Here is a 21,407-nt window from a genome sequence, read left to right on the forward strand (position 1 = left end):
GGCGCATGTCGACCCTTGCGGGTGAGGCATCGGCTTTCGACGAGTGCGCGGCCCCCTCGGAGCAAGCCGGGCCGATTCACCACTACCCTGGGCCCGCCGCGCCGGCGACCTGATCTACCGTGCGCAGTTCTTCGTCGGTATTTCCGATGCGGGGTGTGCTACCGCTGCGCTCCACCAGCGGGAGGGTGCGGAGTTTGTGTTCGAGATGCCATTGCAGGTGGGCCGCGATCAGTCCGCTGGCCTGCCGGCGGGCCGATTCGGGGATCGTCTCGACGCGGTCCCAGCGGCCGTGGCGTAGCGCCAGCAGCTGGTCGAAGACCGCGGGAGGCGGGGTGACGGCGCCGGGTGGGCGGCAGTGGACGCAGACCGCTCCGCCGGCGCCCACATGGAACGCGCGATGCGGGCCGGGGGTGGCGCAGCGGGCACATTCGTCGACGGCGGGGGCCCAGCCCGCGTAGTCCATGGCGCGCAGCAGGAAGGCGTCGAGAATTAGTTCGTGCGGACGCTGCCCTTCGGCGATCGCGCGCAGGGCACCCGCGGTGAGGGTATGCAGGCGGGGGACGGGGGCGCGCTCCTCACCGGCCAGGCGTTCGGCGGTCTCCAATACGGCGCAGGCGGTGGTGTAGCGGCCGTAGTCGGCGATGATGGCGGACGCGTTGGCTTCGACGGTGTGGACCTGGGTCACGATATCGAGGCTGCGGCCGGGATGCAGCTGCACGTCGATATAGGCGAACGGTTCGAGCCGGGCCCCGAATTTCGATTTGGTACGGCGCACCCCTTTGGCCACGGCGCGCACAAGACCGTACTGCCGGGTGAGCAGCGTGACGATACGGTCGGCCTCGCCCAGCTTGTGCTGGCGCAGCACGACGGCATGGTCACGATACAAGCGCACGCGACCAGTCTTGCACGGGTACGATCTCGTCGCCTCGAGCCGTCCCGGCTCGGCCGCGCCCACGCCGTGAGTCCGGTCCCCGGCTACGCAGGCGCGTCCCGGGTCTGCGTAGCCGGACGGCGCCAGGTCGTCGCGGGCAGGAAGTGGACGTCGTAGCGCTGCTGTTCCGGTAGCAGGCTGTCGAAGTCCGCGTGTCCGCTCCGGATCCGGCCGAGCTGACGGAAGTACTCGAACCGCTGGACACCGGGGGTGAGGACGATGAGCAGGTCGACCGGGGAGCCGGGCGCGGCCCCGAACGCGTGCGGCATACCCGGCGGTACCACGACGAGACTGCCCGCGTGCGCAGTTGTGGTAGTGCCGTCGAGGAAGAACTCCGCGATACCGGTGAGCACGTAGAACAGCTCCGTGGACCGCCCGTGGTAGTGCGGCGCGGCCCCGTCCGCACCGGCGCCGAGGACGAGCCGGTTCGCGCCCAGTGCGCCGCCGGTGTGGACGGCGTCGGCGAGCAGATGGAAGGCCCCGCCGTGGGGTAGGTCCACGATTTCCGCGGTAGCGGCGGGTACGACCAGGGTGTCGGGGGTGGGGTAGGGCATCTCGTCTCCTTCGCTCACTGTTGCTCCCAGTGCACACCGGGAAGAAAGCGCGAACCAGACGCAGTTGTGCCGGGCAGTGATCACGGATCCAGATCAATGGAGGCGCGGTGGAATTGCGGCAACTCGAGTACTTCGTGGCCGTCGCCGAAGAGGGCGGCTTCGGCCGGGCGGCCCAGCGCGTGAATATCGTCCAGTCGGCGGTGAGCCAGCAGATCGCGCGGCTGGAGCGGGAATTCGGGATTCTGCTGTTCGACCGATCGACCCGGCATGTCCGACTCACCGGCGCAGGCGAACGACTGCTGGATGAGGCGCGGCTCGTCCTCGCGGCCTCGCGGCGAATGCGTCACATCGCCGGGGATATTGCGGCGGGCGACGGCGGCACGCTGCGATTGGGCACCCTGCACGCACCGGGTGATCGACTGTATCGCGTGTTGAACACGCTGGCCGCGATCGCCCCGCAGCTTCAGGTCCGGCCCCGGCGACTGGCACCCGCCGAACGACTCGCCGCGGTGCGGTCCGGGGAATTGGACGCCGCGCTGGTGCGCGCCCTGCGCCCCTCGACCGGCCTCGAAGCACTCGAGGTATGGACCGATCCACTGTACGTCGCGCTCCCGGCCGACCACCCGCTCGCCGACTCACCCCGGCTACAGCTCGGCCGACTCGGGCACCTCCCGCTACGCCTGGCCGCCCGGGAGGCCAACCCGCCTTTCCACGATCTGGTCACCGAGGCATGCGGGGCCGCGGGAATCGACCCGCCCGTGGGCCCGCCGTTCACCACGCTGCAGCAGACTCTCGCCGATATCGCCGTGGGTCCGCCGTCGTGGACGGTGTTCTACGAGGTGGCCTCGCTGCCGGCCGTCCACCGCATCGCGATCCGGCCCCTCACCGATTTATCGGTGACGACTTCGCTCGCCGTCGCGCCCGGACCACCGGGGCCGTCCCTGCGCCATCTGCTCGACGCGCTCCACCGGACCACGAATACCTGACCGAGCCGTGGCACGACCTCGGCGTAGTCCGCTCGACAGTCGAACCGTTCGGCATCGAGGCCCGGCGACCGGCGTTCTAGTTCCCCAGCCGGAGGGGGAAGGCCGCCGGATCGTTCTGGGTGAGAACGGGCAGATTGCCTATCTCGCTCAACGGCATGGCGCACTGTAGGTCCGGGAACCGGTCGAAGAGTGCGGGCACGGCGATGGACGCCTCGAGCCGGGCCAGGGCCGCGCCGGGGCAGATATGCGGGCCGTAGCCGAAGGAGATGTTGCGGTGGGCGGTGGGGCGGGTGATGTCGTAGCTGTCGGCGTCCTCACCGTGCAGGCTCCGATCGCGACCGATGGCGCGGTAGGACATGACCACACCGTCACCTTTCTCGATGGTGAAGTCGTCGACGGTGATGTCCTCGGTGGCGAAGCGCATCAGCAGGTGGATCACCGGGCCGTCCCAGCGCAGTGTCTCCTCGATCGCCTCCTCCCAGGTGCGGTCGCCGGACCTGATCGCCGCCAGCTGATCCGGGTGACCGAGCAGGGCGCGGACGGTGGTGACGATCAGGCTCACCGTGGTCTCGTGCCCGGCGGCCACGAGAGCCTTCAGGTTGCCGTGCACCTCCGCCTCGGTGAGTGGGGTCTCGCCCTCGGCGACGTCGTGGAGGAAATCGGAGGTCAGATCGTCGGCGGGCCGGGCGATTTTCTCCTTGATCAGACCGGTGTAATAGTCGTCGAGTTCGGCGATGACCCGCATCCGTTCCTCCTGCGGGGTCAGCAGGGAGAAGAATGCCTTGTAGGACTCCAGCAGCATGGTGTGATCGGAGCGCGGCACCCCCATCAGCTCACTGACCACCCGCATCGGCAGCGGATAGGCGAAAATCTGCTTGAGATCGACCACCTCGTTCCCGGCGCCTGCGGCGGCCAGGTCGTCGAGGAGTTCGGCGGTGAACTGTTCGATCTTCGGTCGCAGCTCACCCAGCCGGCGCGGTGCCAGCGCCCGGGTGGTCTTTATCCGCAGCCGGCGGTGTTCGGCGCCGTCAACGGTGAACATGGAACGTCCGGCGTCGATCATGCCGATCAACGGCCACTCACGGGTCACCGCGCCGGACTGCCACAGATTCCACTGCGTGTGGTCCTTCACCAGGCGGGTGTCGGTGAGCAGTTGCCGGGCCAGATTGTGCCGGGTGACGGTCCAGGCGGGCGCACCGAGCAGTTCGATCCTGGTGAGCGCCGGCCCCTCGGTCAGGGTGCGGGTCTCCTCCGCGAGATCGGCGACCATCGGATCGATGGTCAGGGCCGCGCTGTGCGGGCATTGCTGGCTCACGAGCCACCTCCAACGGCGGAAACGGGTGTGAATCGAACCGGGAGCGCGGTGAATCCGCGCAGGAACGGCGAGGGCCGGCGGACCAGGGATTCGGCCGGGACCGCGAGGTCGAGATCGGGCAGCCGGTCGAGCAACACCTCGATCCCGGTCCGCGCGATGATCTCCGCGATCTGCTGTGCCGGATAGGGACAGCGGTATTCGCCGTGGCCGAAGGCGAAATGCGCGGCATTGCCGGAATGGGCGGGTTCGGCGCCGTCACCGGAGTACTGGCGGATATGCGGATCCGCGTTCGCGGCGGCCAGACCGAGCAGCAACATATCGCCGCGGCGCACCAGGGCTTCACCGAGCCGGGTATCACGCGAAACCCAGCGGCCGGCCAGGATTTGGGTGGGGGTGTCCTCCCACAACACCTCGGTCATGGCCTGGCCGATACTGTGCCGGGCGGCGCCGAACGCGGCGGCGAATCGGTCGTCGACGAGCATGAGGCGGATCGAGTTACCGATCCAGTCCGCGGTCGGCAGATGACCCGCGGCCATCACCGACTGCATGTTCAGGACGTATTCCTCGTCGGCGAACGGCGCGGGATGCGCCAGCATCCGCGACACCAGATCCTGTCCGGCGACGGCCTTCTTCTGCGCCAGCAGCTTCTGCATGTACTCGGCGAACCGCTGGTAGGCGGCGGGCGCCTCTGGACCGCCGTCGCACAGTGCCTGCATGGTCTGCGCCAGATACGGGCCGTCCGATTCGGGCACACCCATGATCCACGCCAGCGTCAGCACCGGGAGCAGCTCGGCGAATTCGGTGACCACATCCGCGTAACCGCGACCGCAGAACCGGTCGATCAGCCCGTCGGCGAGTTGTTCGCAGGCGGTGCGCAGGGCGAACGGATCCACCGATTCCAGAGCCGGTTCCACCAGGCTCACATGCCGGGCGTGCGCGGCGCCGGCGGTGAAGTAGATCCCCGGCTGCGGACGGCCGACCATGGGCAGCAGCGGCCAATCCGGTGTGATCACCGGCCACTGGTTCCACAGGCTCGAATCCCGCGGAAACAGCAGGCCGTCCGTGGTGACCTGGTGCAGTTCCCGATAGCCGATCACCAGCCACGCCGGAATCCCGCCGATGAGCTCCACCGCGACGACCGGCCCGTACTCGGACCGCATCCGCGTATAGAGAAGGGCGGGGTCGGAGTGGAAACCGGGGCCGTCCAGCGTGACCGCTCCGCTCGGGGCGACCGGGCAACCGCCCGGCGACATCCCGGTGTTGTAGGCCGGACGGGTCACGGTCGGGCCTCCGCTGTCGCCGCGGGTGGGGCCTGCCGCTCGATGAGATGTTTCACCAGACCGATCAGCACCTGTTTGCCGGCCGCTCGCGAACGCGCGTCACAGGCGAACAGCGGCACGTGGGGATCGAGGTCGAGGGCGTCGCGGACCTCGTCCAACGCCGGCGGGATCGGCTCGAAGGAGTTGCAGGCCACCACGAACGGGGTGCCCTGGTATTCCAGCCGGTCGATCGCGTACCAGGAATCACTGATCCGGCGCGGATCGACGAGCACCACCGCACCCAGGGCCCCGGTGAACAACCGGTCCCACAGGAACCAGAACCGTTCCTGGCCGGGCGCGCCGAACACGTACAGCACGTATTCGTCGGTGAGAGTGATCCGGCCGAAGTCGAAGGCGACGGTGGTGGTCGATTTACCGGTCACCCCGGACAGATCGTCCACTCCGACACCGGCGTTTGTCATCACCGCCTCGGTGTCCAGCGGCTGGATTTCGCTCACCGCGCGGACCATGGTCGTCTTACCGACCCCGAAGCCGCCGACGACGACGATCTTCAGGGCGTGCCGCACCGAACTGCTCAGTGGCGCCCGGGCGCGCGTGGGGCGGTCGTCATAGGCTACGGAGTCCAACTAGCACCTTCTCGAGCATGTCGATATCGAACGTGTCACCGTAAGGGCCCGTATCCAGCTCGGGGTGGCGAACGGTGACTTTGCCTGCGTGCAGCAGATCCGCGACCAGAACCGTCGCGATGCCGATCGGCAGCCGCAGTTCGGCCGCGATCTCCACCACCGCGGTGGGTTGCGAGCACATGGATAGGATCGCCGCGTGTTCGTACTGCATGGCGGCCACGGGCGCGCATTCGCTGACCACCAGGGTCACCGGATCGAATTCGTCGGTGGTGGGGGCGGCGCGACCACCGGTGAGCGTGTAGAAACGGTCGGGTTCGTCGTCGCGGCCGGGCCGGTTCACAGCAGCCTCGCTCGGCTCCCTCGCGGCGGTGCGGACAGATACTCCCCGACCTGCTCGATCAGCGCCGCCATCTGGGCCCCGACCAAACCGGCGTCTGCGTCGTCGTCGGCCAGCACCGCGATCTGGGCGCCCGCGCCGGCGCCGACGATGAACAGGATGCCGCCGTAGAACTCGGTCATCGACTGGCGGACCCCGCCGCGGCCGTTCCCGAACTCGGCCGAGGCGCTACCGGCCAGCGCCTGCACGCCCGAGGCGATCGCGGCGAGCCGGTCGGCCTGGTCCATGGACAGTCCCGCGGTATGGCACATCTGGATACCGTCCGCGGCCAGCAGGACCGCGTGCCGCGCGCCGGCGGTTTCACTCAGCAGCCGCTGCAACAGCCAATCCAGTTGCGCTGGATCCGATGTCATCGTCATCGATCGTTCTCCCAGTCGGTTGTCATGGAATGACGGGACGGTCGCGCGGCGCCGTTGCCGGGCGACTGGATCGGTCCGCCGAACGGCTGGGCGTCCTCCCCGGCACGGCCGGTGACCGCCCGCTGGAAGGCACCCAGCGACGACGCCGACGACCGGTGCTGTGGAACCGGATCGTGCGCGGCGGCGCCCTCGAAGGAGTCGGGATCGGGCAGACCCCCGGGATGCGCGGCGGCCAGGGTGCTGCCCCGGCGCCGCTTGGGCAGCACGGTGGTGGCGGTCGCTTCGGTTTCGGCCGCGGCCACCGCGGGAAATTCGCCGAAGCTGTGCTGCGGGACGCTGTGCCGGCCCGAAACATACTGTCCCGCCGGTCGGCTCGTGGTGTTGTACCAGGCGCGGTCCGAATCGGCCGCGGCGGCTTCCGCCGGTGCCGCCCGGTACCGCGCGCCGGTTTCCGGTACCACGGCGAACGGACCGGAGTCGGGTGCGTCCCCGACGCCGGGTGGCAGGATCGCCTGGCCTGCCGAATGGCCGGTCGGCAGGGCCGGGGTGGCGGGCGGTTCGATCCGGGCGGTGAGTTCGCGCGGGATCATCACGACCGCCGCGGTCCCGCCTATCGCGGACGGCCGGTAGCTGACGGTGAGACCGTGTTTGCGGGCCAGCCGCCCCACGACCGCCAGACCGAACCGGGTGCCGTTGAGCGAGGAGAGCCCCTCCGTCGCGTCCCCCTCGGTGCCGGAAACGGTGAGCTGCGCCCGCTGCAGCGACGATTCGCTCATCACCAGGCCGCTGTCCTCGATGGTCACCACCAGGCCGGCCGGGATCTCCGCGGCGTAGATGTGCACCTCGGTGGTGGGCGGGGAGAACCGGCAGGCGTTGTCGACGAGTTCGGCCAGTGCATGGATCACACCCTCGGCCGCGTGCCCGGCGATGGCGATATCGACGATCGCCCGCAGCCGTACCCGCTGATATCCGCCGACCCGGCCGATCGCGGCCCGCAGAATACGTTCCATCAGGATCGGTTTGGCCCAGCGCCGACCGGTGCGGGCGCCGCTGAGAATGGCGATACTGTCGGCCAGTCGTCCGGCCTGGGCGGTGGCATGGTCCATTTCGAGCAGATCGGTGAGCACCGCCTGATCGGCGTAGCGGTGTTCCAGCTCCTGAAGATTCGCCAGCATGCTGGTGGTCATGGCCTGCATCCGGCCGGCGGCGTTCGCCAGCGACGCGATGGCCGCCAACCGGCGGCGTTCGCTGGTCGCGCTGACCTCTTTCTCCGCCGCCACCGCGTGTTCGGCGGCCGCGGCGCGCTGTTCGCTGCGGGCGAGCAGGTCCAGCGCTTCGGCGGTGCGGCGCTGCTCGGCGGTGATCAGGCCGCGGAAGTAGGTGGCGGTGGCGACGGCGGTACAGGCCGCCACCACGGCGATCGAGACCCATACGGCGGTGACCATCCGGTCGGCCGGCGCGACCGACAGTACGGCGGCGGCCAGCAGCCCGATACCCAGCGTGACCGAGACCCCCAAGGCCAGCGCCGGAGCCACCAACTGTCTCCGGCCCGTCGCCCACGCCGAGGCCACCGGCGCCGATTCGTACATAAGTCGGGTCCCCCCGCTCGCGCTTGGTCCTGCCGACCCAAAGCCGAGCCCGCATGCGGCACCACATCGTGCCCGTTACCGAATCGTCGGATCAAAAAGGGTTTCGCTCCGGTCAATTCGGGTACGGGCCGAAGCATATCGGCCTAGTCCAACCTCCGCCACTCAAAGAAAGCGGAATCTCAGCTAACTTTCAGTGTCGTGAGCGGGTCGGTATCCGGCGCGCAAACAGGTGCGAAATCACCGCGTGCGCATCGCAATCCGACTCGCGTACCGCGCGAAACCGGAGGCCCCGAGGCCACCGCTCCGACCCCGGAACCATGCCTGGCGACCGATACGCCGAGCGACCTCAGAACCCCAGTTTTCCGAGCTGTTTGGGATCGCGCTGCCAGTCCTTGGCGACCTTCACATGCAGATGTAGATAGATGCGGCTGCCGAGAATATGCTCGATCTGCTTGCGCGCGTTGGTCCCGACTTCTTTGAGCCGGGCGCCCCCCTTGCCGATGATGATCGCCTTCTGACTCGGCCTCTCCACGTACAGCAGGGCGTGCACGTCGAGCATGTCCTCGTTCTCCTCGCGCGGCAGGATCTCCTCGATCACCACCGCCAGCGAATGCGGCAGTTCGTCGCGCACCCCCTCCAGCGCCGCCTCCCTGATGAGTTCGGCCATGAGGGTTTCCTCGGGCTCGTCGGTGAGTTCACCGTCGGGATAGAACGCCGGACCCGGCGGCATCCGGGAGGCGATCACATCGACCAGCACCTCCACCTGTTCCCCCTTGGCGGCCGAAACCGGCACCACATCGGTTTCCGGCCCGAGCAGTTCGGAGACCGCCATCAACTGGCGCGCGATCTGGTCCTTGCCCACTTTGTCGATCTTGGTGACCACCCCGAGCAGGGTGGTCTTCGGCGCCATCTGCCGCACCTGCTGCACTATCCAGCGGTCGCCCGGTCCGATCTTCTCGTCCGCGGGGATGCACAGCGCGATCACGTCGACCTCGGAATAGGTGTCACGCACCAGATCGTTGAGCCGCTGGCCGAGCAGGGTACGGGGGCGATGCAGCCCGGGAGTGTCGACCAGGATCAGCTGGGTGTGCTCGCGGTGCACGATGCCGCGAATGGTGTGCCGGGTGGTCTGCGGCCGGGAACTCGTAATCGCGATCTTCGCGCCCACCAGCGCATTGGTCAGCGTCGACTTGCCGGTATTGGGCCGGCCGACGAAGCAGACGAAACCGGAACGGAACTCCCCCTCGGTGGGTTCAGGCATCGGATGCCTCGTAACCCTCGGCGATATCGAACACCGCGCCCGAGGCGTCGGCGAAAATGATATTCGCTCCGGCGGACACCTCGCGGACCGCGGCCACCCCGGCGTCCGCGAACTTCCCGCCGATCACCACCGCGGCCTCGAACCCCTCCGCACCACTGGAGATCGCGGCCGCGACCGCGGACTGCAGGGCGGTGAGCCGCAATGCCTGCAAGCCGACCTCACCGGCGGCATACGTGCGCCCGTCGGTATCGCGGATCGCCGCGCCCGCCGCGCCGCCGGTGCGACCGAGCGCGCCCCGGGCGAGCACCAGCAACTTGTTGTCCTCTGCGTCCAGTTCACTCATCGGCTGCTCCCTCGTCGTGCCGGGCGGACGCGTTGTCCCGCGCCGGTCCCGGATCGGTCTCCGTATTGTGCTCGGGCGCCCGGCCCACCACCACGGTGTGCACCCGGACCCGCCCGCGCGCGTCGGCGCCGCCTTCACCGCGCAGCTCCAGCCCGTGCGCGACCACCTCGGCGCCCGGTAGCGGCACCCGGCCCAGTTCGTGCGCGAGCAGCCCGCCCACGGTGTCGACTTCCTCTTCGTCGATCGGCAGCCCGTACAACTCCCCCAGATCGGCGATCGGCAGGCGCGCCGACACCCGGAACCGGCCCGGTTCTATCTCCTCGATCGGCGGTGTCTCATCGGTGTCGTATTCGTCGGCGATTTCCCCGACGATCTCCTCCAGCACATCCTCGATGGTCACCAGACCCGCGATACCGCCGTACTCGTCCACCAGCAGCGCCATGTGATTGCGCCGCCGCTGCATCTCGTCGAGCAGATCGTCGAGCGGTTTGGAATCGGGCATGAACACCGCGTCCCGCATGACCTCGCGCACCCGGACGCTACGCCCGCGGTCGGCGTAGGGCACCAGATCCTTCAGGTAGACGACGCCGAGAATATCGTCGACGTTCTCCCCGATCACCGGAATCCGCGAGTGCCCGCTGCGCACCGCCAGCGACATCGCCTGCGCCACCGATTTATCGGCCTCGATCCACACCATCTCGGTCCGCGGCACCATCACCGCGCGCGCCGCGGTATCGCCGAGTTCGAACACCGACTGGATCATCCGGCGCTCGTCGTCGGCGACCACCCCGCGTTCCCGCGCCATATCGACCACTTCGCGCAATTCGATCTCCGAGGCGAACGGGCCGTTGCGGAAGCCCTTACCCGGTGTGATCGCGTTACCGAGCAGGATCAGCAACCGGCTCACCGGGCCCAGCAGGGCGCCGATGAACTGCAGCGGCAGGCCCGCCGCGAGCGAGATGGTGTACGCGTGCTGACGCCCCAGGGTGCGCGGCCCGACCCCGATCACCACGTAGGAGACCAGCACCATCACCACCGCGGTCACCAGCAGCGCCCATCCGCTGTCCAGGAAACTGCTCAGCGCGGCCGCGAGCAGCACCGTCGCGGTGATCTCGCACAGAATGCGCAACAGCACCATCAGGTTGACATAGCGGGGCCGATCGTCCACGATCCGGCCCAGCCGCACCGCCCCGGGGCGGTCGCTGCGCGCCATATCGTCGAGCCGGGCCGGGGACAGGGTGTTCAGGGCCGAGTCCACCGCGGCGAAGACACCACCCACGGCAGCGAGCAAGACGGCGACCAACAGCAGGGTCATCTCGTTCACGCGTGCGCGTCACCCGGCCACGCGCGGTCGCCCTCCGGGGCCGCGAACCCCGTCTTACCCAGCAGGCGGGCGTCCCGGGCGGCCAGTTCGGCCCGCCGCTGCGCCTCCCGTAGCTCCTCGTACCACTGTTCGAGCAACCGGCCCTGCAGGGCGAACATCTCCTTCTCCTCGGCCGGTTCCGCATGGTCGTAACCGAGCAGATGCAGCACCCCGTGCACCGTGAGCAGGGCGAGTTCGTGCTCGAGGGAATGGCCGGCCTTGGCCGCCTGGTCCAGGGCGAATTCCGGGCACAGCACGATATCGCCCAGCATCGACGGACCCGGCTCGGGACTGTCCGGCCGGCCACCGGGCTCGAGTTCGTCCATCGGGAACGACATCACATCGGTGGGGCCGGGCAGGTCCATCCAGCGCATGTGCAGGTCGGCCATGGTGTCGAGATCCACCAGCACCATGGACAGTTCGGCGGCCGGGTGCACATCCATCCGGTCGATCACGAACCGGGCGACACCCACCAGGTCTTCTTCGGGCACTTCCATACCCGATTCGTTGGCGATCTCGATACTCACCTGGTCAGCCTAATGGGTGCGGTCGGGCGCGGCCCATTCGCACTCGCGCACGGCCGGGTCACCGCCGTGCCGTACGCCCCGCCGCTCGCCGCTGCGCCCGGTTCCCCGACATATGCGGCGGGCCCACCGGCGGCCGGGTCTCTGCCTCGAACTTCTCGTAGGCGTCGACGATATCGGAGACCAACCGGTGCCGGACCACATCACTGCTGGTGAGCAGGGCGAAATGGATATCCTCGATATCGCCGAGGATTTCGGTGGCCGCCCGCAACCCGGACCGGGCACCGTGCGGCAGGTCCACCTGGGTCACGTCACCGGTCACCACGATCTTCGACCCGAACCCGAGCCGGGTGAGGAACATCTTCATCTGCTCGGCGGTCGTGTTCTGCGCCTCGTCCAAGATGATGAACGAATCATTGATCGTACGACCACGCATATATGCCAGGGGCGCGACCTCGATCACACCGGCCGCCATCAGCTTCGGGATGGCTTCCGGGTCCATCATGTCGTGCAGCGCGTCGTAGAGCGGGCGCAGATACGGGTCGATCTTCTCGTTCAGGGTGCCCGGCAGGAAACCCAGCCGCTCTCCGGCCTCGACCGCCGGGCGGGTCAGGATGATGCGGTTGACCTGCTTGGTCTGGAGCGCCTGCACCGCCTTGGCCATGGCCAGGTAGGTCTTACCGGTACCGGCCGGACCGATACCGAAGACGATCGTGCTCTCGTCGATCGCGTCGACATAGCGCTTCTGGTTCAGCGTTTTCGGGCGGATCGTCTTACCGCGGCGGGACAGGATGTCCAGGCTGAGCACCTCGGCGGGTGATTCGGAACTGCCCTCGGTGAGCATCGAGACCGTATGCCGCACCGCTTCGGGGGTGATCACCCGGTTGCGGCCGGTGAGCGCGACCAGTTGCTCGATGACCCGCTCGGCCAGCGCCACATCGGCCGCCGGGCCGGTGAGCGTGACCACATTGCCGCGCACATGGATATCCGCGACGAGCAGACCTTCGAGTTCACGGAGGTTTTCGTCCGCGGAACCGAGAAAGGGGAAAACCGATTCGGGTGCGAGTTCGATACTGGAACGGACGGTGCGTGCCGCGGGCCCCGAGGCACCGTTCACGCCCGCGGAGGGATTCTGGTCGCCGCTATCGCCTTGTGATCGCACGTAGTCGCTATGGCCTGCTTTCCGGTCTCGGAGCTGCGGTGATGCGCCGCTGGTGGAGATGGGTGCGAATGGGAGTCGCTGGCACGAGTCTAACTCCCGGCCCCGACAGGTCCCAGTGGAATTCCGGCCGACCCGGCGTCGCGGACCGCGGTGACCGGCTGTTCACCCGGTGGTCACCAGCGGGTGGTCAGCGCCCCCAGCGCCCCGAGCGCTACCGCGGCAGCCGTGGACGTGCGCAGCACCGTGGGCCCGAGCCGAACCACCTCGGCTCCCGCCGCGCTCAACGCGGTCAGTTCGGCATCGTCGAGGCCGCCCTCCGGGCCGACGATCAGCGTGATCGCCGCGGCGGTGCGCCACGGCAGGTCGGTGAAGGCGCCCACGCCCGATTCGTGCAGGGCCGCCACCACCGCGCCCTGTGCCGTCGCCGCGCGCACGGCGTCCACCACCTCCGGTGTCCGGTGCAGGGCCGTGACCTCGGGGATGTAGGCACGTCGGGACTGCCGGGCGGCGGCCTTCGCCGCCGACCGCCATTTGGCCACGCCCTTGTCCGCTTTGGTCTCCCAGTTCGAGACACAGCGCGCGGCCTGCCACGGCACGACCACATCCGCACCGGCCTCGGTCATCAGCTCGACGGCCAGCTCGGAACGCTCGGATTTCGGCAATGCCTGGACCACGGTGACCGCCGGCGACGCCGGCTCGGCGCGGCGACGGTCCCGGACCAGCAGTTCGAGCTGGTTCTTCTGCGCGGCGACGACTTCCGAATCCGCCAGTACGCCGCGGCCGTCGGAGAGCGTGACGGGTTCACCGGCCCGGATCCGGCGCACCGTGGCCGCGTGTCGGCCCTCCGCGCCGTCGAGCACCGCGACGGCGCCCGGTTCCGGGATCTCGTCCAGGTAGAAGACCGTGGCGGCCATAGGGTCAGCGTCCGCTGAACGACGCGCGCAACCGGGCGAACAGGCCGCTGTTGTGCTCGGACTGCGCCGACATCACCTCGGCTTTGTCCTTGGCCCGCAAACCCTTGTATTTGCGCAGCAGATCGGTCTGCTTACTGTCCAGCTTGGTCGGCACGACGATATCCAGGTGCGCCATCAGGTCACCGCGGGAGCTGGAGCGCAGCCGCGGCATACCGTGCCCGCGCAGCACCGAGATCTCCCCGGGCTGGGTGCCGGGACCGATGGTCAGCTCGGTGGGACCGTCCATGATGGTGTCGATCACCACCGTGGTGCCCAGTGCCGCGTCCACCATCGGGACCCGGACGGTGCAGTGCAGATCGTCACCGTCGCGAACGAACACGTCGTGCGGCTGTTCCACGATCTCCACATACAGGTCGCCGGCATGCCCGCCACCGGGGCCGACCTCGCCCTGCGCGGCCAGGCGCACCCGCATCCCGTTGGCCACCCCGGCCGGAATCGGCGCCGCGATCTCCCGCCGCGCCCGCACCCGGCCGTCGCCGCCGCATTTGTGGCAGGGATCCGGAATTGTCTCGCCCGCGCCGCGGCAGGTCGGGCACGGACGCGAGGTCAGTACCTGGCCGAGGAACGATCGCTGCACCGACTGCACCTCACCGGCACCGCCGCAGGTCTCACAGCGCACCGGGCTGGAATTGCCGTTGGTCCCCGCGCCCTGGCACAGATCGCACAGGATCGCGGTATCGACGGTCAGATGCTTGGTGACCCCCACCGCGCACTCGGCCAGGCTCAGCCGGGTTCGCACCAGCGAATCCGCGCCCGGCTGCACCCGCCCACGCGCTTTGCGAGCGCCGGCACCGCCGCCGCCGCTCATCCCGCCGAAGAACGCCTCGAACACATCACCGAGGCCACCGAAACCGGCGCCGCTGAAGCCGCCGGCACCCCCACCGGCGTCCAGCGGGTCACCGCCCATATCGACGATGCGGCGCTTCTCCGGATCCGACAGCACCTCGTACGCCGCGGAGACCTCTTTGAACCGGGTCTGCGCCGCTTCGTCCGGGTTCACATCGGGATGCAGTTCGCGAGCCAGTTTGCGATACGCGCGTTTGAGCTCTTGGTCGGAGGCGTCCCTGCCGACACCGAGCAATCCGTAGTAGTCCCGTGCCACTTGAGTTCTCTTAGTCCTTGGTCGCTGTCCACGGCTCCGGCTTCACACGACCGGCCGCGTGGCTCCTGATGGATTTGAGCCGCCCGCCCGTGAGCTTAGTCGGGTCGACTCAACTTTATCTCGGCGGAGAACACGAGCCTAACAGCGAGCCACGCAAGCCCCCTTCCGCGGCGGGAAAGCCCCCGCTCCCGTGCGGAGAACCACAGCATTCAGCGTTCGGCGAGAACTTCGCCGATGTAGCGGGCGACCGCCGCCACCGAGGCGATCGTGCCCGGATAGTCCATCCGGGTGGGACCCAGAACCCCCATACCGCCGAGGACCGCGCCCGCGGCACCGTAACCGGTGGTGACCACGGAGGTGCCGCGCATCTCCTCGACCTGGGTCTCCTCGCCGATCCGCACTGTCACCATGCCCGGCTGCTGGGCGGCGGCCAGTAGTTTCAGAACCACCACCTGCTCCTCGAGCGCCTCGAGCACGGTGCGCAGGGAGCCGTGGATGCCGAAATCGCCGGCATTGCGGGTGAGGTTGGCGGTCCCGCCCAGGACCAGGCGCTCCTCGGGGTGTTCGACCAGGGTCTCGACCATGACGGTCGAAACCTTGATCAGCACATCACGGAGTTTGGGGGGCGCCTGCTCGGGCAGTTCGGCGACGGCGGCGGAGGCCGCGGCGAGGCGTTTGCCGTCCATGGCCGCGCCGAGCATGCCGCGTAGCGCGGCGAGATCCTCGTCGTCGACCACGGTGCCGAGTTCGACGATTCGCTGGTCGACCCGGCCCGTGTCGGTGATCACCACCAGCAGCAATCGAGCGGGATTGAGAGCCACCACTTCCAGGTGGCGCACGGTCGACGCGGATACCGTGGGGTACTGGACGACCGCGACCTGGCGGGTCAGTTGCGCGAGCAGGCGGACGCCGCGGCGCAGCACGTCGTCCAGGTCGACCCCCGATTCGAGGAACTGCATGATCGCCTTGCGTTCGGCCGCCGACAGCGGTTTGACCTCGGCGATCCGGTCCACGAACTGGCGGTAGCCCTTGTCGGTGGGGATGCGACCGGAACTCGTATGCGGCTGGGTGATGTAGCCCTCGGCCTCCAGAACCGCCATATCGTTGCGCACCGTCGCGCTGGAAACACCCAGGTTGTGCCGTTCGACCAGGGTTTTCGAACCGATGGGCTCCTTGGTGGATACGTAGTCGGCGACGATTGCTCGCAGGACCTCGAAGCGCCGATCCTCGGTGCTCGACATCGACCCACCTCCTAGCTCCGCCGCGCGTCGGGGTGGTCGCCCGGCACACCGCTTCCTGTGAACCCTGCTCACATACCGCTGGGTTCGTCACCCAGTGTAATTGCGCCCGCCCGATTCACCCGGTGTGCGTCACAGCGCGCATGTCAGCGTCGGATCCGCACAGACAAGATACACAGAGGGGGGAAGACCGCGTGATCGATGATGCGACGTCCCCGCCGGTGGCCTCGGACCCGAACCGCGGGAACGGTTCCCGGGGTGGCACCGGTGGTCACCGCGGTGTGCCCGGCCCGCGCTGTGATGATCGTCTACTGCCTTGCCGAGCTCGCATTCGGCTGAGGCGGCTGCTCAGCCGACCAGATCCCGGACCACGCCGTCGGCCAGCAACCGCCCGCGATCGGTGAGGATCAGCCGGCCGCCCGCGAGCGTGACAAGTCCCTCCACGGCGACGCGCTGTGCCGCGGCGTTTCCGTCCTCGTCGAGGTCGGCCAGCGGTAGCCCGGTGCGCAGGCGCAGGGCGAGCATGACGCGTTCCAGGTAGCGGTCGGCGGCGGTGAGGTCCTCCCAGTCGGCGGCGGGCAGTCCGCCCTGGGCAACCCGGTCGGCGTAGCGGGCCGGATGCTTCACATTCCACCAGCGCACTCCCCCGAGGTGGCTGTGCGCGCCGGGTCCGGCGCCGAGCCAGTCGCCGCCGTCCCAGTAACCGAGGTTGTGCCGGCAGCGCGCGGACTCGCCGGCCGCCCAGTTCGATACCTCGTACCAGGTGAGCCCGGCGGCTTCCAGCCGCGCGTCGATCCGCTCGTAGCGGGCGGCGAGCACGTCCTCGTCGGGGGCGGGCAGTTCACCGCGCCGCACCCGGCGGGCCAGTGCGGTGCCGTCCTCGACGATGAGCGAATAGGCCGATACGTGGTCGACGCCCGCGTCGAGTACCGCGTCCAGGCTGGCATCGAGGTCGCTGTCGCGTTCGCCCGGTGTGCCGTAGATCAGGTCGAGGTTCACGTGGTCGAATCCGGCCGCTCGCGCCTCCCGGGCCGCGGCGACCGCGCGTCCGGGGGTGTGGGTGCGGTCCAGTACGGCCAGCACATGTGGGGCCGCCGATTGCATTCCGAGCGAGATCCGGGTGAATCCGGCCGACCGGATTTTCTCGAAGAACGCCGGTGAGGTCGATTCCGGATTCGATTCGGTGGTGACCTCGGCGTCCGGGGCGAGGTCGAATTCCGCGCGGATCGCGTCGAGCACGGCCGCCAGACCGTCGCCGCCGAGGAGCGAGGGGGTGCCACCGCCCACGAACACCGTCGCCACCGGCGGTGTCGCGGTGGGCAGTGCGGCGAACTCACGCGCGGCGGTCGCCAGTTCCCCGCGCAGTGCCTCCGCCCACGACTGCGTGGAGGCCGAGGTGCCCAGTTCACCGGCGGTGTAGGTGTTGAAGTCGCAGTATCCGCAGCGGGTCGCGCAGAACGGTACGTGCACGTAGATCCCGAAGGGACCGCCGCCGAAATCACGCAGCACCGGAGCGGAGGCGTCGGTGTGCGATGCGGTGGGGGCGGCGGGACTCACCCCTCCAGTGTGACCGGGCGCGGATCAGTCCTCGACGATCGGGGTGTTCTGGTTCGCGGTGACCACCGGATACCGCCCCATCGAATAAATATGACGACTGTCACAAATAAGCCCGTAATACCAGGGTATTTCCCGCTTGTTCGCGGGAAATACTGGTAGGGCCATCGGAACGCGAGCTCCGGCATGGCACAATAGGCCGCATGCGCGCATCCGGAGTACGACTTGTGGCACGTCGCCACGTCGACTTCAAGCGTGTCTGCAGCGCCTGTTGTCTGCCCGGTTCCGCCCGGTAGCTCAGCTGCGCCCTCTCCGGATCTCCGGCGATTCCCTCTCGAGGATTTCGGCCCGCTGACACCGCGGGCGCGAGCGGAGTACCTCGCGCCTTCAGCCCGGATGTACGACCACAAGCAGGAGCCACTTCATGACGTCGAGCACCGACGCCGATCCCACCGCGAAGCCCGAGGCCCCCGCCCAGCGGCCCACGCGCGCCCGTACCGGCAAACCGGTGCGCCGCCGCGCCGAGGGCCAGTGGGCGCTCGGTTATCGCGAACCGCTCAATCCCAACGAGCAGTCCAAGAAGGACGACAACCCGCTCAACGTCCGCACCCGGATCGAGAACATCTACTCGAAAAACGGTTTCGACAGTATCGACAAGGGCGATCTGCGCGGCCGTTTCCGCTGGTGGGGTCTCTACACCCAGCGTGAGCAGGGGTACGACGGCACCTGGACCGGCGACGAGAACACCGACCTGATCGAAGCCAAGTACTTCATGATGCGGATCCGCTGCGACGGCGGCGCGCTCGATGTCGCGCAGCTGCGCACCCTCGGCGGTATCTCCACCGAGTTCGCCCGCGATACCGCCGACCTCTCCGACCGCGAGAACCTCCAGTACCACTGGATCGAGATCGAGAACGTTCCCGAGATCTGGCGCCGGATCGAGAGTGTGGGCCTGCAGACCACCGAGGCCTGCGGCGACTGCCCCCGCGTGGTGCTCGGATCGCCGCTGGCCGGTGAGTCGCTCGACGAGGTTCTCGATACCTCGCCCGCGGTCGAGGAGATCGTGCGCCGCTACATCGGCAAGAAGGAGTACTCCAACCTGCCGCGCAAGTTCAAGACCGCGATCTCCGGTCAGCAGGACGTGGTGCACGAGATCAACGATGTCGCGTTCATCGGCGTCGAGCATCCCGAGCACGGGCCCGGCCTGGATCTGTGGGTCGGTGGCGGACTGTCCACCAACCCGATGCTGGCCCAGCGGGTGGGCGCCTGGGTGCCGCTGGAGGAGGTGCCGGAGGTCTGGGAAGCGGTCGTCTCGCTGTTCCGCGACTACGGGTACCGCCGACTGCGTACCAAGGCGCGGCTGAAGTTCCTGATCAAGGACTGGGGTATCGAGAAGTTCCGCCAGGTACTCGAGGACGAGTACCTGAAGCGCAAGCTGATCGACGGCCCGGCGCCGGAACAACCCAGCCGCCCCATCGACCACGTCGGCGTGCAACGGCTGCGCAACGGCCTCAATGCGGTGGGCTTCTCCCCGATCGCGGGACGGGTCTCGGGCAGTGTCCTCACCGCGGTCGCCGACGCGGTCGAGCGCGCGGGGTCGGATCGGATCCGTTTCACGCCGTACCAGAAGATCATCGTGCTCGATGTCGCCGACGACAAGGTCGAGCAGCTCATCGCCGAGCTGGAACCGCTGGGCCTGCAGGCGCGTCCCTCGGCCTGGCGGCGCAATCTGCTGGCCTGCAGCGGGATCGAATTCTGCAAACTGTCCTTCGTCGAGACCCGCAAACGCTCCCAGGTGCTGGCGCCGGAGCTCGAGCAGCGGCTGGCCGATATCAACGCCCAACTCGATGTGCCGATCACCATCAATATCAACGGCTGCCCGAACTCCTGCGGCCGGTCGCAGATCGCCGATATCGGTTTCAAGGGCCAGCTGGTCGACGACGGCGCCGGGAATCAGGTGGAGGGCTTCCAGGTTCACCTGGGTGGCAGCCTCGGCCTGGACAGCGCCTTCGGACGCAAACTGCGCCAGCACAAGGTGACCAGCGCCGAACTCGGTGACTACATCGAGCGCGTGGTCCGCAATTTCGTCAAGCACCGCGAAGGCGGGGAACGGTTCGCGCAGTGGGCCGTCCGCGCCGAGGAAGCCGATCTGCGATGAAACCCGCGAGCGTCGTGACGGGAGAACCCACTGTGACCACCGAGCAGAAACCGCTGCCCACCAAACTGAGCGCCGACGAACTCCGGACGCTGGCCGAGCGCGGTGCCGCCGAACTCGGCCCCGATGCCACGGCCGACGAGCTGCTGCGCTGGACCGACGAGAACTTCGGCAGCGGCTATATCGTCGCCTCGAATATGCAGGACGGGGTGCTGGTGCAGCTGGCCGCCCAGGTCCGGCCGGGCGTGGACGTCCTCTTCCTGGACACCGGCTACCACTTCGCCGAGACCATCGGCACCCGCGACGCCGTGGAGGCGGTGTACGGGGTGAACGTGGTCAACGCCCGCCCCGAGCAGACGGTCGCCGAACAGGACGCGCTGCTGGGCAAGGATCTGTTCGCCCGCGACGCCAACGAATGCTGCCGGCTGCGCAAGGTGGTGCCGCTGCGCAATTCGCTGGCGCCCTACAACGCGTGGGTCACCGGCATCCGCCGGGTGGAGGCGCCCACCCGGGCAGGCGCCCCGCTCATCTCCTTCGACGAGGGCTTCGGGCTGGTGAAGATCAACCCGATCGCGCCCTGGTCCGACGAGGAGATGCAGGCCTATATCGAAAAGCATTCGATTCTCGTCAATCCCCTGGTGGAGGAGGGATATCCGTCCATCGGCTGCGCTCCGTGCACGCGGAAGCCGGAGCCGGGTTCCGATCCGCGAAGCGGCCGCTGGGCCGGCCTCGCCAAGACTGAATGCGGGTTACACGCCTCATGACCGAAGCCATCACCACCGAACGCTCCGTCGGACTCTCGGATTTCGACACCCTGGCCGCGCTGGAATCGGAAGCCATCCATATCTTCCGCGAGGTCGCGGGCGAATTCGAACGCCCGGTGATCCTGTTCTCCGGCGGTAAGGACTCCACCGTCCTGCTGCATCTGGCATTGAAGGCCTTCTGGCCGGCGCCGCTGCCGTTCGCGCTGCTACACGTGGACACCGGGCACAACCTGCCCGAGGTGCTCGAGTTCCGCGATCATGTGGTCGAGAAGTACGGTCTGCGCCTGCACGTGGCGAGCGTGGAGGATTATCTCGCCGACGGCCGGCTCACCGAACGCCCCGACGGTATCCGCAACCCACTGCAGACCGTGCCGCTGCTGGACGCCATCACCGAGAACCGCTTCGACGCGGTCTTCGGCGGCGGTCGCCGCGACGAGGAGCGCTCCCGCGCCAAGGAGCGGATCTTCTCCCTGCGCAACGCCTTCGGCCAGTGGGATCCCAAACGCCAGCGGCCCGAACTGTGGAACCTGTACAACGGCCGCCACGCCCCGGGCGAGCACGTCCGGGTGTTCCCGCTGTCGAACTGGACCGAACTCGATATCTGGCGCTACATCGCCCGCGAGAACGTGGAACTGGCCACCATCTACTACGCGCACCAGCGGCCGGTGTACCAGCGCGACGGTATGTGGATGACCCCCGGCGTCTGGGGTGGCCCGCGCGACGGCGAGGCCCTCGAGACCCGGTCGGTGCGGTACCGCACCGTCGGCGACGGGTCCACCACCGGCGCCATCCTGTCCGACGCCGCCGACAACGAGGCCATCCTGGCCGAGGTCGCCGCCTCCCGGCTGACCGAACGCGGCGCGACCCGTGGTGACGACCGGGTCTCCGAAGCCGCCATGGAAGACCGCAAACGAGAGGGTTACTTCTGAT

The 21,407-nt window shown here is 68.5% G+C and carries 22 protein-coding genes; 5 read left to right on the forward strand and 17 right to left on the reverse strand.

Annotated elements, in window-relative coordinates:
- Positions 1 to 82 precede the first annotated feature (82 nt).
- Both recO and NS4_RS14170 read right to left on the reverse strand, forming a co-directional pair.
- Entirely contained in the window at positions 83 to 892 is an 810-nt protein-coding gene (gene recO, locus NS4_RS14165) for a DNA repair protein RecO (protein ID WP_063060001.1), read from the reverse strand.
- Between the two features lie 83 nt (positions 893 to 975).
- Positions 976 to 1,485: a cupin domain-containing protein gene (locus NS4_RS14170; protein WP_063060028.1), complete on the reverse strand. Its 510-nt coding sequence runs from the start codon at positions 1,483 to 1,485 to the stop codon at positions 976 to 978.
- A gap of 107 nt (positions 1,486 to 1,592) precedes the next feature.
- On the opposite strand from NS4_RS14170, the gene NS4_RS14175 reads away from it, so the two are divergent.
- Complete coding sequence (locus NS4_RS14175; protein ID WP_063060002.1) at positions 1,593 to 2,471, forward strand: LysR family transcriptional regulator; 879 nt, start codon at positions 1,593 to 1,595, stop codon at positions 2,469 to 2,471.
- 76 nt (positions 2,472 to 2,547) lie between these two features.
- Here the strand turns inward: NS4_RS14175 and NS4_RS14180 are convergent, their stop codons facing one another.
- The 15 genes from NS4_RS14180 to hemW all read right to left on the reverse strand — a co-directional run bounded on the left by NS4_RS14180 (position 2,548) and on the right by hemW (position 17,561).
- The gene (locus tag NS4_RS14180; RefSeq protein WP_063060003.1) at positions 2,548 to 3,786 is read right to left on the reverse strand and encodes a cytochrome P450 family protein; all 1,239 of its coding nucleotides are present in this window, start codon (positions 3,784 to 3,786) and stop codon (positions 2,548 to 2,550) included.
- Positions 3,783 to 5,066: a cytochrome P450 family protein gene (locus tag NS4_RS14185; protein ID WP_063060004.1), complete on the reverse strand. Its 1,284-nt coding sequence runs from the start codon at positions 5,064 to 5,066 to the stop codon at positions 3,783 to 3,785. The genes NS4_RS14180 and NS4_RS14185 overlap by 4 nt, the downstream gene beginning before the upstream one ends.
- Complete coding sequence (locus NS4_RS14190) at positions 5,063 to 5,692, reverse strand: GTP-binding protein (RefSeq protein WP_063060005.1); 630 nt, start codon at positions 5,690 to 5,692, stop codon at positions 5,063 to 5,065. Before NS4_RS14190 ends, NS4_RS14185 begins: the two co-directional genes overlap by 4 nt.
- The gene (locus NS4_RS14195) at positions 5,673 to 6,032 is read right to left on the reverse strand and encodes a DUF742 domain-containing protein (protein ID WP_063060006.1); all 360 of its coding nucleotides are present in this window, start codon (positions 6,030 to 6,032) and stop codon (positions 5,673 to 5,675) included. Before NS4_RS14195 ends, NS4_RS14190 begins: the two co-directional genes overlap by 20 nt.
- Positions 6,029 to 6,448 (reverse strand): roadblock/LC7 domain-containing protein, encoded by a 420-nt coding sequence (locus NS4_RS14200; RefSeq protein ID WP_198165423.1) that lies wholly within the window; start codon positions 6,446 to 6,448, stop codon positions 6,029 to 6,031. The genes NS4_RS14195 and NS4_RS14200 overlap by 4 nt, the downstream gene beginning before the upstream one ends.
- Positions 6,445 to 8,037: a sensor histidine kinase gene (locus NS4_RS14205; RefSeq protein WP_084487241.1), complete on the reverse strand. Its 1,593-nt coding sequence runs from the start codon at positions 8,035 to 8,037 to the stop codon at positions 6,445 to 6,447. Before NS4_RS14205 ends, NS4_RS14200 begins: the two co-directional genes overlap by 4 nt.
- Positions 8,038 to 8,383: 346 nt before the next feature.
- Positions 8,384 to 9,298 (reverse strand): GTPase Era, encoded by a 915-nt coding sequence (gene era / locus NS4_RS14210; RefSeq protein ID WP_063060007.1) that lies wholly within the window; start codon positions 9,296 to 9,298, stop codon positions 8,384 to 8,386.
- On the reverse strand, positions 9,291 to 9,641 hold the full coding sequence (locus tag NS4_RS14215) for a cytidine deaminase-like protein (RefSeq protein ID WP_063060008.1): 351 nt from the start codon (positions 9,639 to 9,641) through the stop codon (positions 9,291 to 9,293). The genes era and NS4_RS14215 overlap by 8 nt, the downstream gene beginning before the upstream one ends.
- A complete protein-coding gene (locus tag NS4_RS14220) occupies positions 9,634 to 10,956 on the reverse strand; it encodes a hemolysin family protein (RefSeq protein WP_063060029.1) in 1,323 nt (440 codons plus the stop codon). Before NS4_RS14220 ends, NS4_RS14215 begins: the two co-directional genes overlap by 8 nt.
- 5 nt (positions 10,957 to 10,961) lie before the next feature.
- Positions 10,962 to 11,531, reverse strand: coding sequence for an rRNA maturation RNase YbeY (gene ybeY, locus NS4_RS14225; RefSeq protein WP_063060009.1), 570 nt, complete (start codon positions 11,529 to 11,531; stop codon positions 10,962 to 10,964).
- 58 nt (positions 11,532 to 11,589) lie between these two features.
- A complete protein-coding gene (locus tag NS4_RS14230; RefSeq protein WP_063060030.1) occupies positions 11,590 to 12,645 on the reverse strand; it encodes a PhoH family protein in 1,056 nt (351 codons plus the stop codon).
- A 218-nt stretch (positions 12,646 to 12,863) separates the two neighbouring features.
- Positions 12,864 to 13,604: a 16S rRNA (uracil(1498)-N(3))-methyltransferase gene (locus NS4_RS14235; RefSeq protein ID WP_063060010.1), complete on the reverse strand. Its 741-nt coding sequence runs from the start codon at positions 13,602 to 13,604 to the stop codon at positions 12,864 to 12,866.
- Between the two features lie 4 nt (positions 13,605 to 13,608).
- Positions 13,609 to 14,766 (reverse strand): molecular chaperone DnaJ, encoded by a 1,158-nt coding sequence (dnaJ, locus tag NS4_RS14240; protein ID WP_063060011.1) that lies wholly within the window; start codon positions 14,764 to 14,766, stop codon positions 13,609 to 13,611.
- Positions 14,767 to 14,975: 209 nt separating this feature from the next.
- On the reverse strand, positions 14,976 to 16,007 hold the full coding sequence (gene hrcA, locus NS4_RS14245) for a heat-inducible transcriptional repressor HrcA (protein ID WP_063060012.1): 1,032 nt from the start codon (positions 16,005 to 16,007) through the stop codon (positions 14,976 to 14,978).
- A 345-nt stretch (positions 16,008 to 16,352) separates the two neighbouring features.
- Positions 16,353 to 17,561 (reverse strand): radical SAM family heme chaperone HemW, encoded by a 1,209-nt coding sequence (hemW, locus tag NS4_RS14250; protein WP_084487243.1) that lies wholly within the window; start codon positions 17,559 to 17,561, stop codon positions 16,353 to 16,355.
- A gap of 200 nt (positions 17,562 to 17,761) precedes the next feature.
- Between hemW and NS4_RS33875 the strand changes: the two genes are divergently transcribed.
- The 4 genes from NS4_RS33875 to cysD all read left to right on the forward strand — a co-directional run bounded on the left by NS4_RS33875 (position 17,762) and on the right by cysD (position 21,406).
- Positions 17,762 to 17,854, forward strand: a complete 93-nt coding sequence (locus NS4_RS33875) for an Ms4527A family Cys-rich leader peptide (RefSeq protein WP_357977950.1) — start codon at positions 17,762 to 17,764, stop codon at positions 17,852 to 17,854.
- A gap of 128 nt (positions 17,855 to 17,982) precedes the next feature.
- The gene (locus NS4_RS14255; protein WP_063060013.1) at positions 17,983 to 19,716 is read left to right on the forward strand and encodes a nitrite/sulfite reductase; all 1,734 of its coding nucleotides are present in this window, start codon (positions 17,983 to 17,985) and stop codon (positions 19,714 to 19,716) included.
- Positions 19,713 to 20,477 (forward strand): phosphoadenylyl-sulfate reductase, encoded by a 765-nt coding sequence (locus NS4_RS14260; RefSeq protein WP_169811763.1) that lies wholly within the window; start codon positions 19,713 to 19,715, stop codon positions 20,475 to 20,477. Before NS4_RS14255 ends, NS4_RS14260 begins: the two co-directional genes overlap by 4 nt.
- A complete protein-coding gene (gene cysD, locus NS4_RS14265) occupies positions 20,474 to 21,406 on the forward strand; it encodes a sulfate adenylyltransferase subunit CysD (RefSeq protein WP_063060014.1) in 933 nt (310 codons plus the stop codon). The genes NS4_RS14260 and cysD overlap by 4 nt, the downstream gene beginning before the upstream one ends.
- The last annotated feature ends 1 nt before the right edge of the window (position 21,407 follow it).

This window comes from Nocardia sienata NBRC 100364, from assembly GCF_001613205.1.
In the GTDB taxonomy this organism is placed as follows: Bacteria; Actinomycetota; Actinomycetes; order Mycobacteriales; family Mycobacteriaceae; genus Nocardia; species Nocardia sienata.